Below are 21,468 nucleotides of genomic sequence, written 5' to 3' on the forward strand. Positions count from 1 at the left end.
GATAGCGGTAGGTTATGGAAAAACGCTGGACCAGAAAAAAGCGCGCGGCGCGCGATGCAGGCGGGCCTGAGCCCAAACCGGCTTTGTCGGGCGGCATTCGTATGTCTGGGCAGGACATGCCGATTGCGAACCTGCGGCCCAACGCCGAGACAACCGCATCAGACGGGCCCACGCCCGACGCCGCACCAAAGCCAAAGGTGCAGCGGCGCGTGACAGACCCGGAGACGCCGAAACCTGAGGCAGTTCCTGAGGTAAAGCAGCGGACTAAAGACTTAAAACCCCGGCCTGCGCCCAAGCCCGAGACGGCACCAAAGCCGCTTGCGCAACCGCCCGTGGCGGCGCCTGAAACGCCGGAACCCGAGGTGCACCAGCACAAGGCGAAACCCCAGCCTGCACCGGCCCCAGTTTCGACGCCAACTCCGGCACCCGTTGCCAAGGCCGCGGAGGCAGCCGAACGCGAAACCCCGCAGCCCGACACGCCGATGCCTGCCCCCGCAGTGTCCAAAATGCTCGACAACGCCTGGACCCGGCTCGATTCCTTTCCGATCAATGCCCGCAAGCTTGAGCGTAACCGCGTGATCACAGCCACGCGCGAAGATCCGGCGCATTCTGCCTTTGACGTGCTGCGCACCAAATTGCTGCGCGCCCTGCGTGACAATGGCTGGACCCGCGTCGCCGTGACCTCGCCCACCGAAGGCTGTGGCAAGACGTTTATGTGCGCCAACCTCGCGCTGTCATTGTCGCGGCAAAGCAATTGTCGCTCCGTGGTGCTGGATCTCGATCTTCGGCATCCGTCGCTGCACAAGGCGCTTAACATCACCGATCCGCCAAACCTTCCGGCGTTTCTGCGGGGCAAACTGCCTATCGAGGATGTGTTTCGCCGCCCTGCGGACAATCTTGATAACATTGGCGCAAACGTCGCCTTTGGCGTCAACGGCCAGCGCGAACCTTACGCCGCCGAACTGCTGCAAGACACCAGCACCGCCGCCGTTCTGAATGCGATGGAGAAGGCGTTTGACCCGGATGTGATCCTGTTCGACATGCCACCCGCGTTGGTCAACGATGACGTGCTCGCCGCGCGCGGGCTGTTTGACGGCATCATCCTTGTTGTGGGCGGCGGTATCACCAAACCCCAACAGGTTCGCGATGTTGAACGTCGCATGGGCACGGAAACCCCGCTTTTGGGCGTGGTGCTGAACCGTGCCGAAGGTGAAAACGCCGAGATCTACGGTTACTAAAACCGGTCTCGGCGGGTTGTGTCAGAGCCGGGCAGCCTGGCGATCGCCCCTCTTAAAAGGGTTGGAATTGGGCCACCGGTCCGTGATCAGCCGCAGCGCGGCGGTGATAAGCGTCAGCGCACCAACCGCCCAGCCCACAACCAACATACCGCGCAGGCGCTTTTCGCCGCGGGTCCGCACAACCGGGATCGACACCACGGTCTGCACCCCCAAAGCCCGCTCAAGCTGCATCGAATTGCGGATCGCCGGGTTGGTCATTTCCAGAATAAGCGCGAGCCCGAGGCCAAAGATCACGCTGGCGATGCCGCCCATGATGGCGGTTTTCTTGCGGCTGCGCGACACCGGATATTCCGGCACAAGCGCGGTTTCCAGCACCTCGAAACGCTCGGTCTGTTTCTGCTGTTGCAGGGTGCGCTCGGTTTCCTCAGCGACCTTGCGGCCGGTGATTTGGCTGAGCTGTTCGCGCAATTGGGTCAGCTCGCGGTCAAGAACGTTAAGCTCTTGCTCGACCCGAGGCGCATCATCAAGCGAGGCTTCCACCTCGGAAATGCGCCGCCGCACAAGACTGCGCTGTTCCTCAAGCTGGGTGATCTGGGCCTCGATCACGCCTTCGCGGGCGCGGCGGGAATTGGTCTGAAGCTCGATCAGATCGCGGTCAATGTCCAACTCAGTCTGGCGCAGGGTGTCAAGTCGGGTGCGCTGGCCAGTCACTGCGCTGGGAAGGCTGTCGGAATTGCGCTGTTTGAACTCGGCAACGCGGCGTTCGGCATCCAGGATCAACCCGGTCAGCCGCCGCTCCTCGCCCGAGAAAAACGCCAACGCCTGCTCGGTCTGCTCTTCCTGACGCGATCGCCCTTGGTCGACGATCCGCGCCAGCAGCTCGTTCGCCACATCCGCCGCCTGCTGCGGGTCAGACATGGTGACGGTGATGGTCAGGCCGGTTGGGCTGCCGTTGTTCAACCAAGGCTGCGAATTGTCCATCACCGGAGTAATCCGGGTGGAATCGCGAAACAGGGCGACCTTATAGCCGACAAATTCGTCTTCCTCGGTAAACAGTTGAAAGTCTTCGATAATTTCGATCACGTTGTCGCGCGCCATCATCCGCTGTTCGATCAGGGTAAGCCGATGTCCGGCGTCGGTCTGGCCGGTGCGGTTGTCGATGATCGTGGCATCCTCGATCTGGGCCACGGCGATGGCCTCATAGACCTTGGGCTGCTTCAACGCGAAATGCACCGAAAGCGCGCACCCGATCAATGTTGCCAACATGATCAGGGGCAGCCGCCGGCGCAGTACGTTTTTCAGGTCGCTGAACGATCCCAACTGGTTCATCTTGTTGCTCCAACACGCGCCCCCGCGGGAGGCAATGCACGATATCGTCCGCGGTCGTTCCGGCCCGGTGGGCCGATGCAAAACGCGGGTGACTTGCCCCACGTTAACTTAGGTCAGCCGCCCTATTTTTGCCACCTTTTCGGTGATGAAAATTGGAAACAATGCGTTTCCGGGGTAGCGTTTTTTATAGATAATCCAATAGATTACCCTCTTCTCGCTGCGGCTTCCCTCCGTTTTACCCCGACAGGCGGCGCGCGCGCATCTCACGCCGCCGCGCCATCGCGGTTTGCCGGGCCGCAGCGCGGGGATTGTCGCTGACGTCGCTGCTTGGCCTTTGTGCCACATTGGCCACGGGTGGCATTGGCTTTGGCGGCGCTTCCCCTGCCTGGCGCACCGGTTTGGCACCGCCGATCTCGGCGATGCGCGCCGCCAGCCCGGCCAAAGTGGGGTATCCAAACACATCCGCGATGCTCAGCCTTGTCGCGCCCAGCGCCGTGCGCAAATCGCGATGCGCCTGCACCGCCAACAGCGAATGGCCGCCAAGCTCAAAGAAATTGCCCTGCGGCGGGATATCCGAAACGCCCAAGGTCCGCCGCCACACGTCTGCGATTTGCGCTTGAATCTCCGCCGTCGGCACGGCCGCCCCAACCGGGCCAGGCCGCTCGGTCACCATGGGTTTTGGCGCTGCGCGAACAGGTGCGCGCGAGGCCAAAGCCTGACGATCAATCTTGCGATTGGGGGTCAGCGGAAACTCGATAACCTTATGGAATTGCGACGGAACCATATAGCCGGGAACCTGCGCCGCCATCGCGTGACGCATCTGGCTGGCCGAGAGGTCGCCGTCGTAAAACGCCACCAAAGTCTCGCCATCCCGCACCACTGCCACCGCCTGTTTCACCCCCTCAAGCGCTTCGAGCCGCGCTTCGATTTCGCCCAGCTCAATCCGGTAACCGCGCAGTTTCACCTGCGTGTCGGCCCTTCCGAGGAAATCAAGCGTGCCATCCGCGCGCCACCGCGCCAGATCGCCGGTGTCATACATCCGACCGGGCGCAAAGGGGTTGGCCACAAACCGCGCGCCGGTCAGGTCGTCGCGCTGCCAATAGCCCCGCGTCACGCCATCGCCGCCGATATAAAGCTGGCCGACCACACCCACCGGCGCGGGCTGGCCAAGGCTGTCGAGCACATACATCTGGGTGTTGGCGATCGGCGTGCCAATGCCACAGATCGCATCGCCCCCCGTCGCCGGGCCGGTCGACGACCAAATCGTCGTTTCAGTCGGGCCATACATGTTTTCGATCCGGGCGTCGGTCAGCTTGCGCAACTCGTCCACCAAAGCCCCGGCCAAAGGCTCGCCCCCCAGCATGATCTGATCGACGCGGCGCAGCGCGCGGCCCGTTTCGGGCGACAGCAACAACAGCCGCATCGTGGACGGGGTGCATTGCAGATGCGTCACCTCGTGGCGCGCGATCTGGGCGGCAATCGAATGGTCGCGTTCCACGCCTTCGTTACAGCGCCGCAGCACCTCGGCCAGTGGGCGCAACCCCTCCAGAACAGTGTCGGCGGCGATGCCATAATCGATCAGGCAAGCCACCTCTGTCACCCCGATCTGCTTGAGGCTCTCGACCCGCGCAACGCAGTCCTCAACCGTGCCAAACAGGCCCGACTCGTCGAAATAGCGCTGGAAGGCAAAGTCGAGGATCGCGTCCATCTCCTCCTCACTCAGCCCATCGAGCGACAGATCAAAGGCGTTCGACACCCCCTCGGGCCGCTTGAAGGCCGGAAACGCCCAAGCGTATTGCTTGATCAGCCCGGCGGCGGCGCGCAGGTAGGCTTTCATCGGCTCGCGCGCCACATCGCGGGCTCCGTCGCGGGTGGCGGCGACAAAGGAATGCAGCATCAGCGTGACCTTGAAATCCGCCGGGTCATGCCCCGCCTCCCGCAGCGCGGCGTGGTAGATCTCAATCTTGCCAGCCACCTCATCCACCGATTGGCCCAGCAGGTGCGTCAGGACATTGGCCCCGATCTTTCCCGCCTCTTGCCATGTCGCCGGATTGCCCGCCGTCGTCACCCAGATCGGCAGGGTTTTCGACACCGGGCGCGGCTGGGTCACAACCGCATGCAGGGTGCCATCCTGCTTGGCAAATTCCACCGGTTCGCCAGCCCACAGCCGGCGCAGATCCTCGATCTGGCGCAGCATCGCGGGCTTGTTTTCGGGCGGGGTATTTTCGGGGCGCAACACAAAATCATCGGGCTGCCAGCCAGAGGCAATCGCCATCCCGGCGCGGCCATTGGTGAGGTTGTCGATCACCGCCCATTCCTCGGCAATCCGCGCGGTGTGGTGCAGCGGCGCAACGCAGCTGCCTGCCCGAACCGAGAGGTTTTTCGTCACCCCCGCCACCGCCGCGCCGGTCACCGCCGGGTTGGGATAGGGGCCGCCAAAGGCATGGAAATGCCGCTCGGGCGTCCAGACCGCGCAAAAGCCATTGTCGTCGGCAAACTTCGCGCCTTCGAGCAGGGTGCGATACTTGTCACGGCCCACGCCGTCATCGTTGCCCCAGTAAAACAGGCTGAATTCCATGCCCTCGCCGGGGGCGGTGGTCTCAAGCTTTTGTTCCTCGTTGACCAGCACCAGTTTGTAGCCGCGCGCGAGGCTGTAAAACAGTTCCAGCACCGAAATATCAAAGCTGAGCGAGGTCAGCGCCAGCCATGTGCCGGGGGTGTCGCGCCCGATGCGCGCGTCCATTCCGGCAAAGAAATTGGCGACGTTGCGGTGTTCGACCATCACGCCCTTGGGCCGCCCGGTCGAGCCGGAGGTATAGATCAGATAGGCGAGGTCGTCGGATTGGGCGCTGGCCGTGGGATTTTCGGCAGAGGCCGCTGCAATCTCGGGCGCGGCATCCAACACCAGCACCTGCGCGCGGCTCTCGGGCAGGCTGTGCTGCAACGCGGCCTCGGTCAGCACCACCGGCGCGCCACTGTCTTGCAGATAGAGCGCAAGGCGGTCGGCGGGATAGGCCGGGTCCATCGGCACATAGGCCCCGCCCGCCTTGTGGATCGCCAGCGCGCCCACCAAAAGATGCACGTTGCGCCCGGTGCACAGGCCGACCAACACGCCGGGGCCAACGCCCATTTTGCGCAACACATGCGCCACCCGGTTGGCACGCGCGTTCAGCTCGGCGTAGCTGAGGCTGTCGGGCCCAACGACAAGCGCCGTGGCCTCGGGGGTGCGGGCGACTTGCGCCTCAAAGGCGGTTTGGAGCGTGGCGGTGCGGTCATAGTCGGTGCCGGTCTGGTTCCAGCCGTGCAGCACCAGATCGCGTTCGGCCTGGGGCATCGCGGGGATGGGTTGGCCGCTTGCCGCAGCCTCGGCCATCGCTTGCAAACGGTGCGCGAGGATCTGCGCCATCGCATGGCTCAGGCGCTGCGGATCATAGCGCAGCGCCCCGTCTGCACCGATCAGCAGGCGGGCCTCGGAGGTGGTGGCATCCAACGCAAAGGTGATGTCGGGCCGCGTCAGGCCGGTATTGCCGGGCAGACGCAGAGCAATATCTGCCGCCGGTGCCGGTTTCAGCGCCAAGGTCTCGATCGGGTCGCCTTTTGTGAAGGGCAGCCAAGGCAGGGTAAGCGCAGTCTCTCCGCCAAGTCCCTGATGTACAACCGCAATTTCCGCACCGGGCACACCGGCGGCCTGCGCCGCCCACTCTGCCACCAGATTGGCCTTTTGTTGCAGGCTCAACCCCTCGGGCCAGTCAAACGTGATGGCACTGGCCGGGCCGTTCATCTGCCCTTCGCTGGCCAATGTCGCGGGGGTGAAATCGGCGCATCGCGCACGCCAGAACGCATCGGCCTTGGCCAGTTCGGCACCCGTCACGGTGAGCGCCTCGGCCTCAGCCTCGGTGAGAATTTTCAGCCCGCCGGAACGCGCCATCGCCGCACTCAAATCTGCCGCCGCGCCATCCAGACGCCGCACCCCGGTCAGCCGCACCGCGCCGGGCGCACAGCCAATTGTGATGCTCTCAGCGTCGCAGGCAAGGATGTCACCCGGCGCGCCGCTTTCCGCGGCCATCTCAGCCCCGCGCGGCGCATAGATCGTGCCGTTCACCTCAAACTTCGCCACGCAAAGCGGGTTGAGATAGTCGCCATGGTCCAACGCCCGCACCACCCGCGCCACCTCGGCCGCTGGCCGGTCAAACCGCAGCACGCCCATCGCTTTGGGACAAGCCGCCCGGCCAAAATAGCTGCGCCGGCGCAGGTCTTGCGGCTGGCGCTGGGGCGCACCCGAGGCAAGCTGATCAATCAGCGCGCCAAAACTCTCGACCGCCGCCGCATAACATTTCAGATTGAGGCTGAGCGCGGTGTCATCGGGCGCGATGTCAAACATTTGCTGGCCCAGAATATCGCCTTCGTCGATGCCTCCTTCGATCATATGCCAGGTGATGCCGTGCCGCGCCTCGCCGTTCAGCAAGGCCCAAACCGGCGCATTCAGACCGGCATAACGCGGCAACGGGCCATCGTGAAAATTGACCGCGCCCTGCCGGGGCAAGGCCAGCACGTCGGCAGGCAAAACATCGAGGTTGGCGACCGACAGCAGCCAATCGCAGGCCACATCGCGCAAACGTGCGGCGAGATCGGGACCGGGCACCTCGACCCGCAGCCCTTGCGCCAAGGCCCAGTCGCGCAGGTCAGGCACGCGGGTGACAAAGGCCGAAATCGCCTGCCCCCGGTCCAAAAGCTGGCGGGCGCATTCGCGGGTCAGCGTATCATTTCCGACAAGGATCGCGGTGAACGGGGTCATGGCAGCCTCTTTTCGGGTTGCGCCACAGGACTGGGCGCGCGGCGGGCAAAAACGGAGCGAACATAATGCGTTACAAAATCACGCAAAAAATGCGGCGGGTCGACAGAGGGCTTGGTCTGGACCATCCGCCGCAACCGCCAAAGCAGGCCAGCGGCCAGATGTGAGAGGGTCGCCAAGGCCGCATAAGGCGCGCCGTGGTTCTTGGTAAAGTAGTACAATCGACTGTCGAGCCAATACTGCGGAATGCGATCCCACCGTCGCATGCCGGTCGAGACCGAACCGATGTGCATCACCCGGCTGTCGGGCACGCAAACCGCGCGCCACCCGGCGCGTTTGGCGCGCAAACACAGATCGGTTTCCTCGAAATACAGAAAGAAGGTCTCGTCAAACAAGCCGATGTCGTCCAGCATCTCGCGGCGCAGCAACAGCGATGCCCCGGCGAGCCAGTCCACGGGCTGCACGGTCGTGGGCGTCTCCATCGGCACCCGCGCGTTTCGCAACAACCGCGATACAAGGCCGAGGCGCACCGCCCCCTCAAATTCGCTGGCGATTGAGGGGAAGCGGAACGCGGTGGCATGCAGCGCGCCGTCCTCGCCATAGATATGACTGCCGACGATGCCGGTGTCGGGATTTTCATCAAGCCAATCGGCCAGCACCGTGATCGCACCGGGTTCGGGAAAGGCATCGGAGTTGAGGATATAAACGTAATCTGCGGCCTGCCCATCCGCGCGCCCAGCGCGTATCCCAACGTTATTGCCCGCGCCAAACCCGCCGTTGCGCGCCGAGGCCACAACCCGGACATGCGGCCAGTTTTGCTCGGCAACAAAGGCGGTCAACGCCTCGAAAGAGCCATCGCCGCTGTCATTGTCGACAATCACCAGTTCGCCGTCCAGCCCCGCCATTGCGGCCACAGCCGATTGCGCGGCGCGGGCACACATCTCGGCGGTGCGATAGTTGAGCAGGACGCATAGCACGCGTTTTTGGGCCATGATCACTCCGCCGCCTTTTTGTTGTCTGCCATTGGGGCTTCGAGCGCCACCGAGGCCTCAGCCTCTGCGATGGCGGTGCGAATACGGTCTGCCAAGACCCGCACATTCGGCTCAAGCACCATTAAATCGTGGTCGCCCGGCACTTCGCCAACCTGTACGCCCGGCACGTGGCCAGACCAGTCATTGTCGGGCAGAACATAGGCCCGGTCGGCATCCACCAACCGCCCGCCCGACACCTGCCATTTGCCCCGCATCGGCGGGCGGAACAGGTGGAGATTGCCACTCCAGCCCTGCACCTCATACTTGGCAATCGCCTCGTAAAAGGCAGCCTCGATCGCGGCGTTCTGGAATTGATGCTCGGGCGCGGCACTCATCACCGGCGCGCGGCGCTTTGACAGCTCCCAGCGGAGGCGGTTCGTGAGCCAGCGCAGCGGGTACATCACGCCACCCCGACGCAATTCCTGCCATTGGATCAACGCTCTGTCCTTCGGCGCGAGCTTGCGGCGCACCGGCAGCGGCGTGTCGAGCATGACGACAAGCGCCACCTCCTCGCCCATCGCCTCGAGCTGATGCGCCATTTCATAGGCGGTGATGCCGCCGCCCGAAAACCCGCCCAGAAGGTAGGGGCCCTGCGGCTGGATCTGGCGCAGCTCTGCGATGTAATCCCGCGCGGCTTCGCCAATGTCACGGTGGGGCTGGTCGTCGCCATAAAGGCCGCGCGCCTGAAGGCCGTAAAACGGCCGGTCGCTGCCGATCAGATGCGCAAGATGGCGCAGGTTGAGCACATTGCCGAACATCCCGGCAACAAGGAAGAATGGTGTTTTGCTGCCGCCTTCGCCGTCGTGCATCGGCACCACATGGGTGAACCGGCGCTGGGCCTCTTGGCGGCGCGGCCGGTCCTCTCCCGCCTTAGACGGGCCAACGCGGGCCTCGATCAGGGCGGCACAGGCGCGGATGGTGGGGGCCTCAAACAGCACCGAGATCGGGAAATCGGCGCGATAGGTCTTTTTGATCATCGCAAACAGCCGCACCGCGATCAGGGAATGCCCGCCGAGATCAAAGAAATTGTCCTCTGCGCCCACCTGGCTCAGCCCCAGAAGCTCTTGCCAGAACCCGGCCAGCGTCCGTTCGATATCGCTTGTCGGTTCCACGAAATCGGTGTCGAGGTCGGGGCGGTCAAACTGGGTGCCCGCGTTATGGGTGGCACTGGTCGCGCCGGCCTGGGCGATCAACGCCGGCAGGTCGAGCGAGGACACGACGATCTGTGACACATCGCTTTGCAGCGCGCGCAGAAAGGCTTCGGCGCCCTCTTCGGGGCGGATGCCTTGGCTGAGGTTGTGTTGCAGGCGCTCTTCGGCGGCGGACAGCGGCTGGATCTCTTGCGCCTTGTCGAACCTGAGCTCCGCCACCGTGGGCCGGGGCGCTTGGGCAAAGCCGCCACCGATGTCGAGCCGCTTGATGGCGAACTGCTCAATGGTCTCGCACACCCGGCCCTCGGGGTCCATCAACGTGATGTCAAACCGCGCCACCGGATCGGCGGTGGAATTCGCGCCCGCATTGCGCACCCAACTGACAAGCCGTTCGGGCAAGGGGCCAAACACCCGCACCCGGCCATACGACATCGGCACCCAAAGCGCAGAGGGGTCATAACCGTCGATCAGCTCCATCGCCCAGCCGGTGGCAATATCCATCAAGGCGGGGTGCAGCAAAGCGTTGTCTTTGCTGGCCATTTTGGGCAGGGCAAGATCGGCAATGCCTTCGCCCGCGCCAATCGCCGTGGCGTGCAAAACGCGCCAACGAGGGCCGAAATCAAGGTGCATCTCCTGCGCCGAGCGCATCGGAATATCGCTGTATTGCCCGCCATCACAGCGCGCGCGAATGGCAGCAATATCGACTGGCGGCGGCGCGGTGATCGCAGAGAGCGCCAGTTCGGCCTCGGCATGCAACTGCCAGCCCTTGCGGGTCTGATGATCGACCGCGCTGCGCACCTCCATCGTGTACCCGGCGTCAGAGCGGCGCAGATGCAGGCGCACTTCAGTCTCGGCATCGTCAGGCGTGTGCAATGGGCGCAAGAAGGTCAGATCGCGGATCTCGAACGGCCCGGTTTCGCCTTGCGCGGCCAGCGCCTCGGCGGCAAGCTCAAGATAGCCGGTGCCGGGCAAAAGCGCGCGGCCATCGCGGGTGCGGTGTTCGTCCAGCGCCCAGCGCGTATCGGGGCGCCAACGGGCCTCGAACATGCGGTCGCCAGAGTCGCTAAAGGTGGCGACATCAAGCAACGGTTGGTCGACAGGCCGACGGGGCGGTTCGGGCAGATCGCCAGTGCGGTCGGCCACGGCGCGGGCGGCCATGCCAACCTCGGCCCAGATCCCCCAACCCAGCGCCAGAACGCGGGTCTTGCCGCCCTGGCGCGCGCGGGCAAAGGCGTTGAGGTATTCATTGGCAGCGACGTAATCCACCTGACCGGCCGGGGCGGTGACGGTCGAACTGGAGGAAAACAGCACCAGCCAATCGAGGCTGCCATCGGGAAAGACCTGTGACAGAACTTGAGTGCCTTGGATTTTGGGCGTCAGCACAAACTCAATCGAGATTTGGTTTTTGGTCAAAAGCGGCGCGTCATCAATCACACCCGCTGCATGGATAACACCGTGAATGTCGCCCCAGCGGGCGCGGGCCTGATCGGCAACCTCCTGCATTTGCTGCGGATTACAGACGTCGGCAGCGGCGCTCATCACCTCTGCACCCAACGCCTCGAGCGCTTGCACCGCTTCGATGCGGCGGGTCACGGCGTCCTGCGGGCCGTGGCTGTTAAGATGCCGCGCCCAATCGGCACGGTCGGGCAAAGCGCCCCGCGCAACCAGAACAATCTGGGTCGCACCTTCGGCAATCAGCCGCCGGGCGATGGCCAGACCGATGCCGCCGAAACCGCCGGTGATCAGATAGGTGCCGCCCGCGCGCACAGCCGGGGCCTTGGTTGCAGGCAGGTCCATCGGGCGCGGCAGCCGGACATAGCGTTTGTCACCGCGCAGGGCGGCCTCGGAATGTAGCGGCGGGGCCAACAGGTCTTCGAGCACCTGCAGCGCCAGCGCATCCAGCGCCTCGTCACGTTTGCGCCCTTGCGGCAATTCCAGATCAATCGCGGCGGTTGTCACCCCCGGCACCTCGCGCGGGATCACCCGCAGCGGGCCCGCCAGAGTGGCCTTTTCCGGCCAAGGCAGCGGCTCGGATTTGACGCGCGCCGCGCCATTGGTCAGGGCGGTGATGTGCAGCGGTTTGGGCAGGTTTTCGCCTTCCATCGCCTGCGCGAGGAACAGCAGCGAATAGAAACCATGCTCCTGCACCCGGTGAAAAAACGACGATCCGGGGCGGTGCCCGGCATCGCGCGTCACCAGCCAGAAATGCGCCACCCGTGTGGGCACCACACCATGCGCCATCAGATCGCGGATCAGCATCTCATAGCCCTCGCGCCCCCGTTCCGGCGCAAGGATATACGAGCTGTCGGAGGCGCGGGCAAAGGCATCGCCGGGCCAGACTTCGACCACGGTATGCCCGGCCGCGCGCAGCCGGTCGTTGACCTTGGCGGCCAGCCCGGCGTCATCCATGAACACCAGCCAAGTCTCGGCAGAGGCAAGGGAAAGTTCGCTGTCGACGTCAATCTCGCAGGCCGCAAGCTGCGGCACCCAGGCCATGCGACTGGCCCAGCCCGCGATGTCATCGCTGCGGGTCAGGAAGCTGTCGGTCTGCTCGGTGCGGGCCTTGCCGGGTTCGATGAAATAAGTCTGATGCTGGAACGCATACGTCGGCAGGACAACCCGATTGCGCCGCGCCTCGCCCCAGATTTGCGGCCAGTCGATGGCCACGCCCAGCGCCGACAACCGGCCCAGCGCGGCCATGAAAAACGCATCGTCCTCGATCCGGTCTTCGGGGTGACGCAGGGTGCCAAGCACCTGATTTGCGGGCAGATCGGGATGCAGCCGCGCCAATGAGGCCAGCGCCTTGCCCGGCCCAACCTCAAGAAACACCCGGCCCGGCACTTGCGCCAGAGTGCCGATGCAATCCGCAAAATGCACGGTGCTCCGCAGATGTGCGGTCCAATAGTCCGGGTCGGTGGCCTGTGCCTCGGTCAGCGGCACACCGGTGCGATTTGAGATGATCGGAATGCGCGGCGGATGCAGTTCGATAGACGCAAGGTAGGCGCGGAAATCATCGAGGATCGGCTCGAGCATCGCGGAATGCGCGGCGATGTCGATGGCGACCCGCTGGCAATCCACGTCATCCGCGCGCAGCCGCGCCGCAAGATCGTCCAGCGCCTGTTGCGGGCCAGACGCCGCCGAAAGCTCGGGCGCGTTCACCGAAGCGAGATCGAGCGCGTCGCCCAGATAGGGCCGCAGCGCCTTGGCAGAGAGCGACACCGACAGCATTCCGCCCGCAGGCACGCTGTCAAACAGCGTGCCGCGCAGATGCACCAACCCGATGCAATCCTCGAAGGACAGCACCCCGGCCAGACAGGCGGCGGTGTTTTCGCCCATCGAATGGCCCACCAACGCGGCAGGCGTGACACCCCAGCTTTGCCAAAGTTGCGCCAGCGCGTATTCGACGATCATGATCAGCGGCAATTGCACCGACGGCTGTTTCAGCCGCGCGTCGGCCTGCTGCTTGTCGCCCTCGTTGGGCAACCAAAGCGCACGGATGTCGTAATCCAGCTTGGGTTGCAGCACCTCCAACCCACGGTCGACCCAATCGGCAAACACCGGCTCGGTCTCGTACAGATCATGCGCCATCCCGGCATATTGCGCGCCGCCGCCTGGGAACATGAAGACGACCTCGGGCGTGGCCTCCAGCGCGGTATGGGCAAAAACGCGACGGGGATCGAGCGTTTCAAGCACCTCGGCGGCCTGTGCATGGCTTTCCGCCACAAGCACCCGGCGGTGTTCAAACTTGCGGCGCCCGGTTTCCAGCGTATAGGCGACATCGGCCAAATTCTGGTCCGGCTGCGCGCGCAGATGCGCGGCAAGCTGGCGGGCATTGGCCTCGACCGCCGCCTTGCTGCGGCCTGTCACCGTCAGGATGTGGAACGGCCAATCGCTGGCGTCAGAGGCGGGGCGCTCGGGCGCTTCCTCAAGCACCACATGCGCGTTGGTCCCGCCGACGCCCAGCGAATTGACCCCGGCACGGCGCGGGCCTTTGCGGCGCGGCCACGGGGTAAGGCGGTCATTCACCCGAAACGGCGAGGTTTCGAAATCAATCGCCGGATTGGGTTTTTCAAAGCCAAGGCTTGGCGGCATTTCACCATGAGTCAGCGCCAGCGACACCTTGATCAGGCTGGCAACACCCGCCGCCGTATCCAAGTGGCCAATGTTGGTTTTCACCGATCCGATGCGGCAAAATCCAGCCTCATCCGTGGTTTCGCCAAAAGCCTCGGTCAGCGCGGCAACTTCGATGGGATCGCCCAGATAGGTGCCGGTGCCGTGGCATTCGACATAATCCACCGTATCGGCGCTTACCCCCGCCATCGCCTGCGCCTCGGCAATCGCCGCCGCTTGGCCGGAAACGGAAGGCGCGAGATAGCCGGCCTTGGCCGCACCATCATTGTTGACCGCAGAGCCCTTGATCACCGCCCAGATGTGATCGCCATCCGCCACAGCATCCGTCAGCCGCCGCAGCGCCACAACCCCGACACCAGAGCCAAACACCGTGCCCTGTGCGCGGTGGTCAAACGCATGGCAGGCACCGTCGGGCGACAGGATCTCGTTCTCCTTGAACAGATAGCCGCGCCCCTGCGGCAGCTCGATCGTGACACCGCCCGCCAGCGCCATATCACATTCGCCGTTGATCAACGCCTGCGCCGCGTAATGCGTGGCGACGAGCGAAGTGGAGCAGGCGGTTTGCAGATTGATCGACGGGCCGCGCAGATCGAACATATGGCTCAGGCGGGTGGCCATGAAATCCTTGTCATTGCCGGTGTGGCGCAACAGGAACATGCCGGTGCCATCCACCAGATCGGGATTGGAGCAGATGTTGAAATAGAAATAGCTGCCCATGCCGCAACCGGCAAAAACACCCACCGGCCCCTGCGCCGGGTCGGGCACACGCCCGGCAGTTTCCATCGCCTCCCAAGCGCATTCAAGGAACTGTCGGTGCTGCGGGTCCATGATCGCCGCGTCCTTGGGCGAAAGGCCAAAGAACTCGGCATCGAAGTCGGCAAACCCATCAAGCGGCGCGGCAAAGGGCACGTAGTTGCGGTGGCGCATCAGGCCAGGGCTTTCGCCTGCCGCAATCAGATCCTCCTCGCTCAGCCGCCGTATCGACGAGCGGCCATTGCGCAAGTTGTCCCAGAACGCATCAATAGTGGCCGCGCCCGGCAACCGGGCGGCCATGCCGACAATCGCGATGTCAGTCTCGCTTGGCTCAAAGAGGGTGTGTTCTAATGTCATACGTGCATCCAAAGCGTCCTCACCGGCGAATTTAGCTCCAAAATATGGTGAAATTACGGAAAACCCTGAAAACCGGGGCCTGTTATGGTGCGGCGAAAGGCATAAGCCGCAGAATCTCCTCACCATTTATCGCCCAAGCGCCCAGCGCGATCAAAACGCCCACCGCCGCGAAAACCGCATCATGCAGGGGGTCCCAGGCTTTCATCTTGCGCGCGAGCCACACCACCACCGGATAAACCACAATCATTGCGATTCCCTGACCAGCCAAAGCCCCGAGCAGCCCGCCCATCTGAAAACCGGCCAAGATGCCGGTGACCATCAGACAGGCCCGCGTCGCTTGCAGCATAAAGAATCGGCGGCTGTCTCCGGCGGCAATGGCGGTCTGGTCATAGGTCAGCCCCACCACCAGCGGGATCTGCGCAATCGCAATCACCACCGCCACCGGCCCGGCCATCGCATAGGTTTCATCATACATCAGCTCGACCAGCCAGACCCCCGAGGCGGCAAACACCGCCTGCAACCCCATCAGCGCACTCGACACCAGAATACGCATCCGCCGCAGCTTGGCAAAGTTGGCAGGGTCGGCGCCGGGCGGGGTTTCACGATAGATCGGGATCAGCACCTTGCGGGTGATCAACAGTCCCAGAAGCATCGGGAAAGACGCAAGAAAGAAGCCGATGTTGTACACGCCGAACTGGTCAATCGGCAGGTAGCGGCCAAGGATGATCTTGTCGCCCTGATGGAACAGAAAGCCCACCAGCGTCGACAGGAAGATCCACTTGCCGAAGTGGATAAGCTCTTGTGTCGCCGGCTTTTCCCAGCGGAACTGGTTGCCCCGACCGGGCAGGAACACCGCGTTCATCCAAAGATGCACCGCCATCGAAACCACGCCCGAAATCACCAGCGCCCAGACCGAGCGCAGCCAAAAGGCCAGCGTCACCGCGATGACAATGCCGATCACCTGCGTCGCAATCTCAAGCGCGGTGACCCGGCCCAGCATCAGGTGTCGATTGGCCGTTTCCATCTTGGTCGGGTTAAAGCCCTGAATGATCAGCGTCAGCCCCATCGCAGGCAGCAACAACAGCAGCATCGGCTCGTTGTAGATCTGCGAAATCGGCCAGGCGAGCGCACAGGCCGCCAGCCACAGGCAGAAGCCGCGCACCACCTGAATGGTCCACGCGGTATCAAGGAAATCGGGATCATCGCCACGTTTGCTTTGCTGGATCGCCGGGGCGACGCCGACATCGGAAAACATCTGGAGGCCCTGCATAAACACCATCGTCAGCGCCATCATCCCAAAGGCTTCGGGGAACAGCAGCCGCGTCAAGATCAGGTTCGAGGCCAACCGGATGAGCTGTGAGGTGCCAAAACCGCCCAGCGTAAACGCCCCCGAGCGCAGTGCGCGCGCCGTCAGCGACGGGCCGCGAAACTTGTGCGCCATCGCCCTCATCGGCCGCGACTCCAGCCAGCATCGCCGCCCAGCTTTGTGGCCAGCGCCACCCCGGCATAGACCGCAAATCCCAGCGGATCGGCCAGCGCCATACGCAGCTTCTGACCCGCGCTTAGTTTGGGCGTGTCATCATTGGCGGCCAGCGCCGGATAGGCCTGTTCCACCTCGATCACGCCGATATTCTGCCGCCGGCGCACTTTCACCAAGGCGCGCCAGCCCGCAACCAGCGGCCAGCGGTAGCGCCCCGCCACAGAATGCCGCTCTGCGCTGGTGAAGTGCAGCCGGGCAAAGGTATCGTCCGAAATGATCTCGGGCCAGTCGCCCCAACGCGCACGCCCCGCCGCGTTTACCGCAAACAGCCCGCAACCGGGCACGCCCTGCGTGATAAACGGCACCTTGCGATAGGTCCGCGCATAGGCGCGCGTGACCGCAGAGCCGGGCGCAGTGATTTCAAGCGTGCCGCTGCCATAGGCCGGCTCGGGCCTGTCCAGATATTGTGCCAATTGTCCCAAAACCTTACCATCTACCACGACATCAGCATCAAGATAGGCCCGCACCGGCGCCTTTACATCTGCATCACCCGCATTCAGCGCCGCAATCTTGCTGCCGCGCGCCAGTTCGATCACCTCAAGCCGCCAGCCGCGCGCGGCGAATTTATCGGCTTCGGCGCGGGCAAGATCGGCGGTTCGGTCACGACAGCCATTCGCCACAACGATCACTTGCGCGCGCGCTGGCCCACCCGATGCGCGCACCGCATCAAGGCAAGGCCGAATCCAGGCTTCCTCGTCATGTGCGGGGATCACCACGGCCAGCTGAAAAGACGTGTCACAAGACACTTAATGGACCTCAAATCCGAATTGTTCCGGGATCAGGACTATACATGCAACTGTGGCCAAACCATGATGCAGCGCAGAAATTTCAGGGAACGCGCGCATGTCTCACCGCGAAAAAATCGGCTATCTCGTCCCGCAGTTTCCGGGGCAGACGCATATCTTTTTCTGGCGCGAGATTGCAGCGATGGAGGCGATGGGCGTCACGCCGGTGCTGTTCTCCACCCGCAAGCCGCCCGCCGGTTTGATTTCGCATGACTGGTCGGCCGAGGCGATGGCGCGGACCACCTATCTTGGCGAGATTTCCCCACTGCAAGCGCTGCGCATCCTGCCCCGTCTGCCGTGGCAGGAACTATGGCGCGAGGCGCGGCGCGATGGCAAATCGGTGCTCAAGGATGCGATGATTTGTGCGGCCGCCGCCGAGGCGCTGCGCCTGCACTGCGCCGCGCAAGGCATCCGCCATGTCCATGTTCACAGCTGCGGGCGCGCGGCGCTGATTGCGGCGCTGGCCAAGGATTTGGGCGGCCCCGAGTATTCGCTGACGCTGCATGGTCCGTTGTCGGACTACGGCTCTGCCCAGCGGTACAAATGGCGCAATGCACGCTTTGCCACGGTGATCACCCGCAAGCTGATCGCGGAAATGCAGGCCGAGATGCCCGACGACCTGCCGCCGATGATCCTGCGGCCGATGGGCGTGGACACCGCCTACCTTGACCGCGACGCGCCTTATGTGCCCGTCGCCCCCGGCGAACGCCTGCGGATCTTTTCCTGCGGTCGGCTCAACGTGGTCAAAGGCCATCAGGATCTGATCGAAGCGGTGCGGCAGTTGCGCCAAGCGGGCCATGACGTTGCGCTTGAGATCGCCGGGCAGGACGATGACGGCGGCACCGGTTTTCGGCTGGTGTTGGAGCAGTTGATCAAACAGCATCGGCTTCAGGACCACGTCACCCTGCTGGGCGCGATTGACGCCGCCACCGTCAAGGCCAAGCTGCTAGACGCGCATATCTTTGGGCTGGCAAGCTGGCATGAGCCGTTGGGCGTGGCCTATATGGAGGCGATTGCCTGTGGCGTGCCGACCATCGGCACCGCTGCGGGCGGCGTACCGGAGTTGATCGACGACGGGGTAGAAGGGCTGCTTGTGCCGCCAAAAGCGCCCGAAGCGCTGGCCAAAGCGATCCTGCGGATCTCCCAGACCCCCGATTTTGCACGGCAGTTAAGCACCACAGGCCGGGCGCGGATTGAGCGCGATTACAAGGCCAGCCTCGGGGCCGAGGTCATTCTGCGCGAGGTTCGCGCGCAGGCCGACCCTGACAGCACTCACTGAAGCAGATCGGTCGCCAGCTCCAGATCGTCAAACCGCAGAACCTCGATCGCGCGCAGATGCACCACGCCGTCGGGGTGCCAGGCGCGCAGGATACCATTGACGCTGTCAAACCCATAGCTGGCGTAGTCTCCGGGCAAGACCGCCACATCCCGGCCCGCGCCGCCGTGCAGGAAATCGCCACGGCCATGGCCGATCAGGATGTCGTCACCGCCCCGGCCCAGCAGCACATCTTCTTCGCTTGTGCCCTCGAGCCGATCTGCGCCCGCCCCGCCCTGCCGCGTAACGCCGTGAAGAAAGGTGCCGGGCGCGCGGGCCTGCCAATCGCCCAGCTCTTCGGCATTAAACGCCATCAAGGCATCCCAGCGCGGCGTGCTGTCATCAAGGTGGCGCAGATTGCCCCAGCTGCCAAACTTTGACGGCGCGCCAATATCGACGAAAGCATTGAACAGCGTGCCGCCCGCCGCGCGCCAGCCAGCCAGCAAGTCATTGTAAATCTCGCCCATTTCTGGCGCATAGTTCAGCCGGTGGAAATAGGCGGTGACCTCTTCATCCTCCTGCCACGCGCCGTGGCCGAGGATATGCGTGCCGCCCTCGTACATGATCATATCCATGCCGTGGCGCCGCGCCACATCGGCGTGATAGGGCCAAAGCTCGGTCGTCAGCTCGTGCAGCCCGCCGCTGCGCACCTCTTCGATCATCGGCGCAACGGTGCCGTCGAATTGATGCGCCTTGATGTGTTCCCGCAGGGCGACCCGTTGCAGACCCTGCGCCGCGCCCGCCTTGCGCGCACGGGATGCGGCACCGTCGAGCAGGGTGCGCACCTTTTGCCCCCCCTCCGCGTTGCCAACCCGGTGGCCGAAATAGCCCGACACCGCATAGGCGTGAAACCGTTCGGCGGGCGGCGCGTTGCCTTCGGCCTGCCACAGCGGGGCGTCCAGTTGCGGTTCTTCCAGCCCGGGCCAGCCGGTGTGAACGCCGATCACATTGACCAGCCGCGCCTTGGCCTCGGCCCCAAACACCTCGGTCCAGATATCGGCCACCTGCGCCGCGCGCATCCCGGCGAACTGCATCCAGCCATCCTCGCCTGCCGCGTCGCCCCAGCGCGCATCGGCCTGTTCCACGGCCCAGGTCGCTTGCGGGAAAATCCGGTTCCAGACCTCGTTGGAGTATTCCACATAGGTCATCAAACGCGGATCGAGCCGGTCGCGCAGCGCCTCGGCATAGGCGCGCACATAGCCGTCCTCGGCCATATGCGGCATCGACACCCAAGGGTCGGCCCCGACCAGATTGGCCAGCGCCGCGATATGGTCTACCGGCACACCGCGCCGAACATAGGTGTAGTCCTCGGGTCGGGCGCGATCTTCCCATGTCACCTTGGGCGAGCCATTGGTGAACATCCAATCCATGAATCGCAGCGCGCGCAGATCCTTGATCCGGTCGATGAAGGCGGGGTTGTACACCATCCCAACCTCATACAGCGGCACATGCTCTTCGCGCATCACCTTGATATTGCGGATGTAATCTCCAGTGCCGCGCGGATCGGTCTCGTTAATCTGTACCGCCACAGTGCCTTCGCCCGGCTCGTAGAGGAACCAGAGTTCGTGGTCGGCCGTGCTCTGCACCCGCGCATTCCCAACGATGTCGAGCTTGCCCGCACCCTCCCATGTCACCCGGTAGCGGCCTTTCAGCGACACCGCCTCGGGGGGCATGTCGGTCAGCAAAAAGGTCTCGATCCGGTCAACGCCGATTGGAATTTGCGTGACCCACCCTGCAGCATCGAGATGGCCTTTGTCGGCCAGCATCTCAGCCGTCCAGCCGCCCCATTGTTTTGGCAGATGGCCGATCCAGGGGCGGGCGGATTTCATCACGTCGATGAAGGGCTGTTGGGTTGACCAATCGGCAATGCCGTTAAGCCCCATCGCAATCGACGGATTTGCAAGGCCCTGCCCGGCCTTGGTGTCACTCGCGGGGGCAGGAGTCTTGTCAGCGACGGCACTCTCGGCGGGTTCATTTTCGATAGGGTCAGGACGTTTTGGCAGATCAGAGACAGGCGCGACCGGGACAGCCTCTGGACCGTAAGGGGCGGTCGCGATTTCACGGCTTGGGGCGGGGTTTTGCACAGCTGCGGCCTTTCGCGGCGCGGTAAACCCCTCGAGCGCCTGCCAGATATACGCCGCCGTCTCGGTATACTGTGTGGCCAGCAGCGCATGCGCATCCTCGAACTGATCGAATTCGGCCGGCGGCGGCGCGTTGTACAGCGCGGCATAGGTGATCATCGCGGCAATCAGATAGGTGGTTGGCGTGCCATGCGGAGAATTGTCGGTATAAAGATCGACCGGGCGCAGCTCTTGCAGCGGCCCCTCGGTTAGCAGCCCGGTCAGAATGCGGCCCACCGGGATCAGGCGCACATCCATCTCAGGCAAGCTCGCGGCAACGGCATCCCGATACCCCACATACCAGTCATGATAGTCGCCCGTGGTATACGATTGATACCGCCGGTACTTGCGGCGGGTGGGCGGAAAGCGGTCCATCTCGGCCCAGCCTTCGTAGAGGAACACCACAGGATTTGCCCCCTGCCCGGCCGCCCAAGAGGCGAGCGCAACCGTGCCGCTGACGGGCGAGCGGCCATCGGGATTGGCGCCGTCATAAGCGTCTTCGGGGGCCTTGTACTGAATGAAATTTTCCGGGTTTATCAACAGGGTATCGACCCCATCGGCAAATCCATCGCGCCCGGCCTCATACGACGGGGTGACACCGGGAAAGCCCCATTCGGGGAATGGCGGCAGCTTGTCGGGGAACTGCCCGCCAAAGGCATACTGGCCGCTGAGCGCAAAATCCCGCCCGTCTGCCTTTGCCAATTTGGCGAGCCAATAGGGCACCGCGGTGCCCTCAGACGCGGTGGGGTGATTGATCAGCGAATTGCCCCAGACATAGGCCCGCACCCCGTCCGCCTCTTGCGCCGCCACGCCACTTGCCAGACCGGCCAAAAGGCCCAAAGCATACCACACCCGTTTCAACATGAACCAAAACCTTCCGAATCCCACGCCACCAGTTTGCGCAATGTTATGTCGACAATTTGACA

General features: G+C 63.9%; 9 protein-coding genes. 2 read left to right on the forward strand and 7 right to left on the reverse strand.

Features of this window, described 5'->3' with window-relative positions; genetic code table 11:
• Positions 1-14 precede the first annotated feature (14 nt).
• Complete coding sequence (locus ACW9UO_RS10390; RefSeq protein WP_457085743.1) at positions 15-1,238, forward strand: CpsD/CapB family tyrosine-protein kinase; 1,224 nt, start codon at positions 15-17, stop codon at positions 1,236-1,238.
• Positions 1,239-1,259: 21 nt separating this feature from the next.
• Here ACW9UO_RS10390 and ACW9UO_RS10395 read toward each other — a convergent pair whose 3' ends face one another.
• From ACW9UO_RS10395 to ACW9UO_RS10420, 6 genes are all read right to left on the reverse strand, one after another.
• Complete coding sequence (locus tag ACW9UO_RS10395) at positions 1,260-2,567, reverse strand: GumC family protein (RefSeq protein WP_457085744.1); 1,308 nt, start codon at positions 2,565-2,567, stop codon at positions 1,260-1,262.
• Between the two features lie 235 nt (positions 2,568-2,802).
• A complete protein-coding gene (locus ACW9UO_RS10400; RefSeq protein WP_457085745.1) occupies positions 2,803-7,362 on the reverse strand; it encodes a MupA/Atu3671 family FMN-dependent luciferase-like monooxygenase in 4,560 nt (1,519 codons plus the stop codon).
• Positions 7,359-8,351 (reverse strand): glycosyltransferase family 2 protein, encoded by a 993-nt coding sequence (locus tag ACW9UO_RS10405; RefSeq protein ID WP_457085746.1) that lies wholly within the window; start codon positions 8,349-8,351, stop codon positions 7,359-7,361. Before ACW9UO_RS10405 ends, ACW9UO_RS10400 begins: the two co-directional genes overlap by 4 nt.
• 2 nt (positions 8,352-8,353) lie before the next feature.
• The gene (locus ACW9UO_RS10410; RefSeq protein WP_457085747.1) at positions 8,354-14,782 is read right to left on the reverse strand and encodes a type I polyketide synthase; all 6,429 of its coding nucleotides are present in this window, start codon (positions 14,780-14,782) and stop codon (positions 8,354-8,356) included.
• Positions 14,783-14,864: 82 nt separating this feature from the next.
• A complete protein-coding gene (locus ACW9UO_RS10415) occupies positions 14,865-16,232 on the reverse strand; it encodes an oligosaccharide flippase family protein (protein WP_457085748.1) in 1,368 nt (455 codons plus the stop codon).
• On the reverse strand, positions 16,229-17,068 hold the full coding sequence (locus ACW9UO_RS10420; RefSeq protein ID WP_457085749.1) for a glycosyltransferase family 2 protein: 840 nt from the start codon (positions 17,066-17,068) through the stop codon (positions 16,229-16,231). The genes ACW9UO_RS10415 and ACW9UO_RS10420 overlap by 4 nt, the downstream gene beginning before the upstream one ends.
• Before the next feature lie 97 nt (positions 17,069-17,165).
• Here ACW9UO_RS10420 and epsE point away from each other — a divergent pair, with 97 nt between their 5' ends.
• Positions 17,166-18,386 (forward strand): exopolysaccharide biosynthesis GT4 family glycosyltransferase EpsE, encoded by a 1,221-nt coding sequence (gene epsE, locus ACW9UO_RS10425; RefSeq protein ID WP_457085750.1) that lies wholly within the window; start codon positions 17,166-17,168, stop codon positions 18,384-18,386.
• Here epsE and ACW9UO_RS10430 read toward each other — a convergent pair.
• The gene (locus ACW9UO_RS10430; RefSeq protein WP_457085751.1) at positions 18,380-21,406 is read right to left on the reverse strand and encodes a calcium-binding protein; all 3,027 of its coding nucleotides are present in this window, start codon (positions 21,404-21,406) and stop codon (positions 18,380-18,382) included. The genes epsE and ACW9UO_RS10430 overlap by 7 nt on opposite strands.
• Positions 21,407-21,468 lie beyond the last annotated feature (62 nt).

The organism is Marinovum sedimenti, from assembly GCF_054052205.1.

What these genes read in the sequence shown, in the direction of transcription:
- ACW9UO_RS10395 (WP_457085744.1), bottom strand. Translation starts at nt 2,567, where the DNA reads ATGAACCAGTTGGGATCGTTCAGCGACCTGAAAAACGTACTGCGCCGG.
- epsE (WP_457085750.1), top strand. Translation starts at nt 17,166, where the DNA reads ATGTCTCACCGCGAAAAAATCGGCTATCTCGTCCCGCAGTTTCCGGGG.
- ACW9UO_RS10390 (WP_457085743.1), top strand. Translation starts at nt 15, where the DNA reads ATGGAAAAACGCTGGACCAGAAAAAAGCGCGCGGCGCGCGATGCAGGC.
- ACW9UO_RS10405 (WP_457085746.1), bottom strand. Translation starts at nt 8,351, where the DNA reads ATGGCCCAAAAACGCGTGCTATGCGTCCTGCTCAACTATCGCACCGCC.
- ACW9UO_RS10430 (WP_457085751.1), bottom strand. Translation starts at nt 21,406, where the DNA reads ATGTTGAAACGGGTGTGGTATGCTTTGGGCCTTTTGGCCGGTCTGGCA.
- ACW9UO_RS10415 (WP_457085748.1), bottom strand. Translation starts at nt 16,232, where the DNA reads ATGAGGGCGATGGCGCACAAGTTTCGCGGCCCGTCGCTGACGGCGCGC.
- ACW9UO_RS10410 (WP_457085747.1), bottom strand. Translation starts at nt 14,782, where the DNA reads ATGACATTAGAACACACCCTCTTTGAGCCAAGCGAGACTGACATCGCG.
- ACW9UO_RS10400 (WP_457085745.1), bottom strand. Translation starts at nt 7,362, where the DNA reads ATGACCCCGTTCACCGCGATCCTTGTCGGAAATGATACGCTGACCCGC.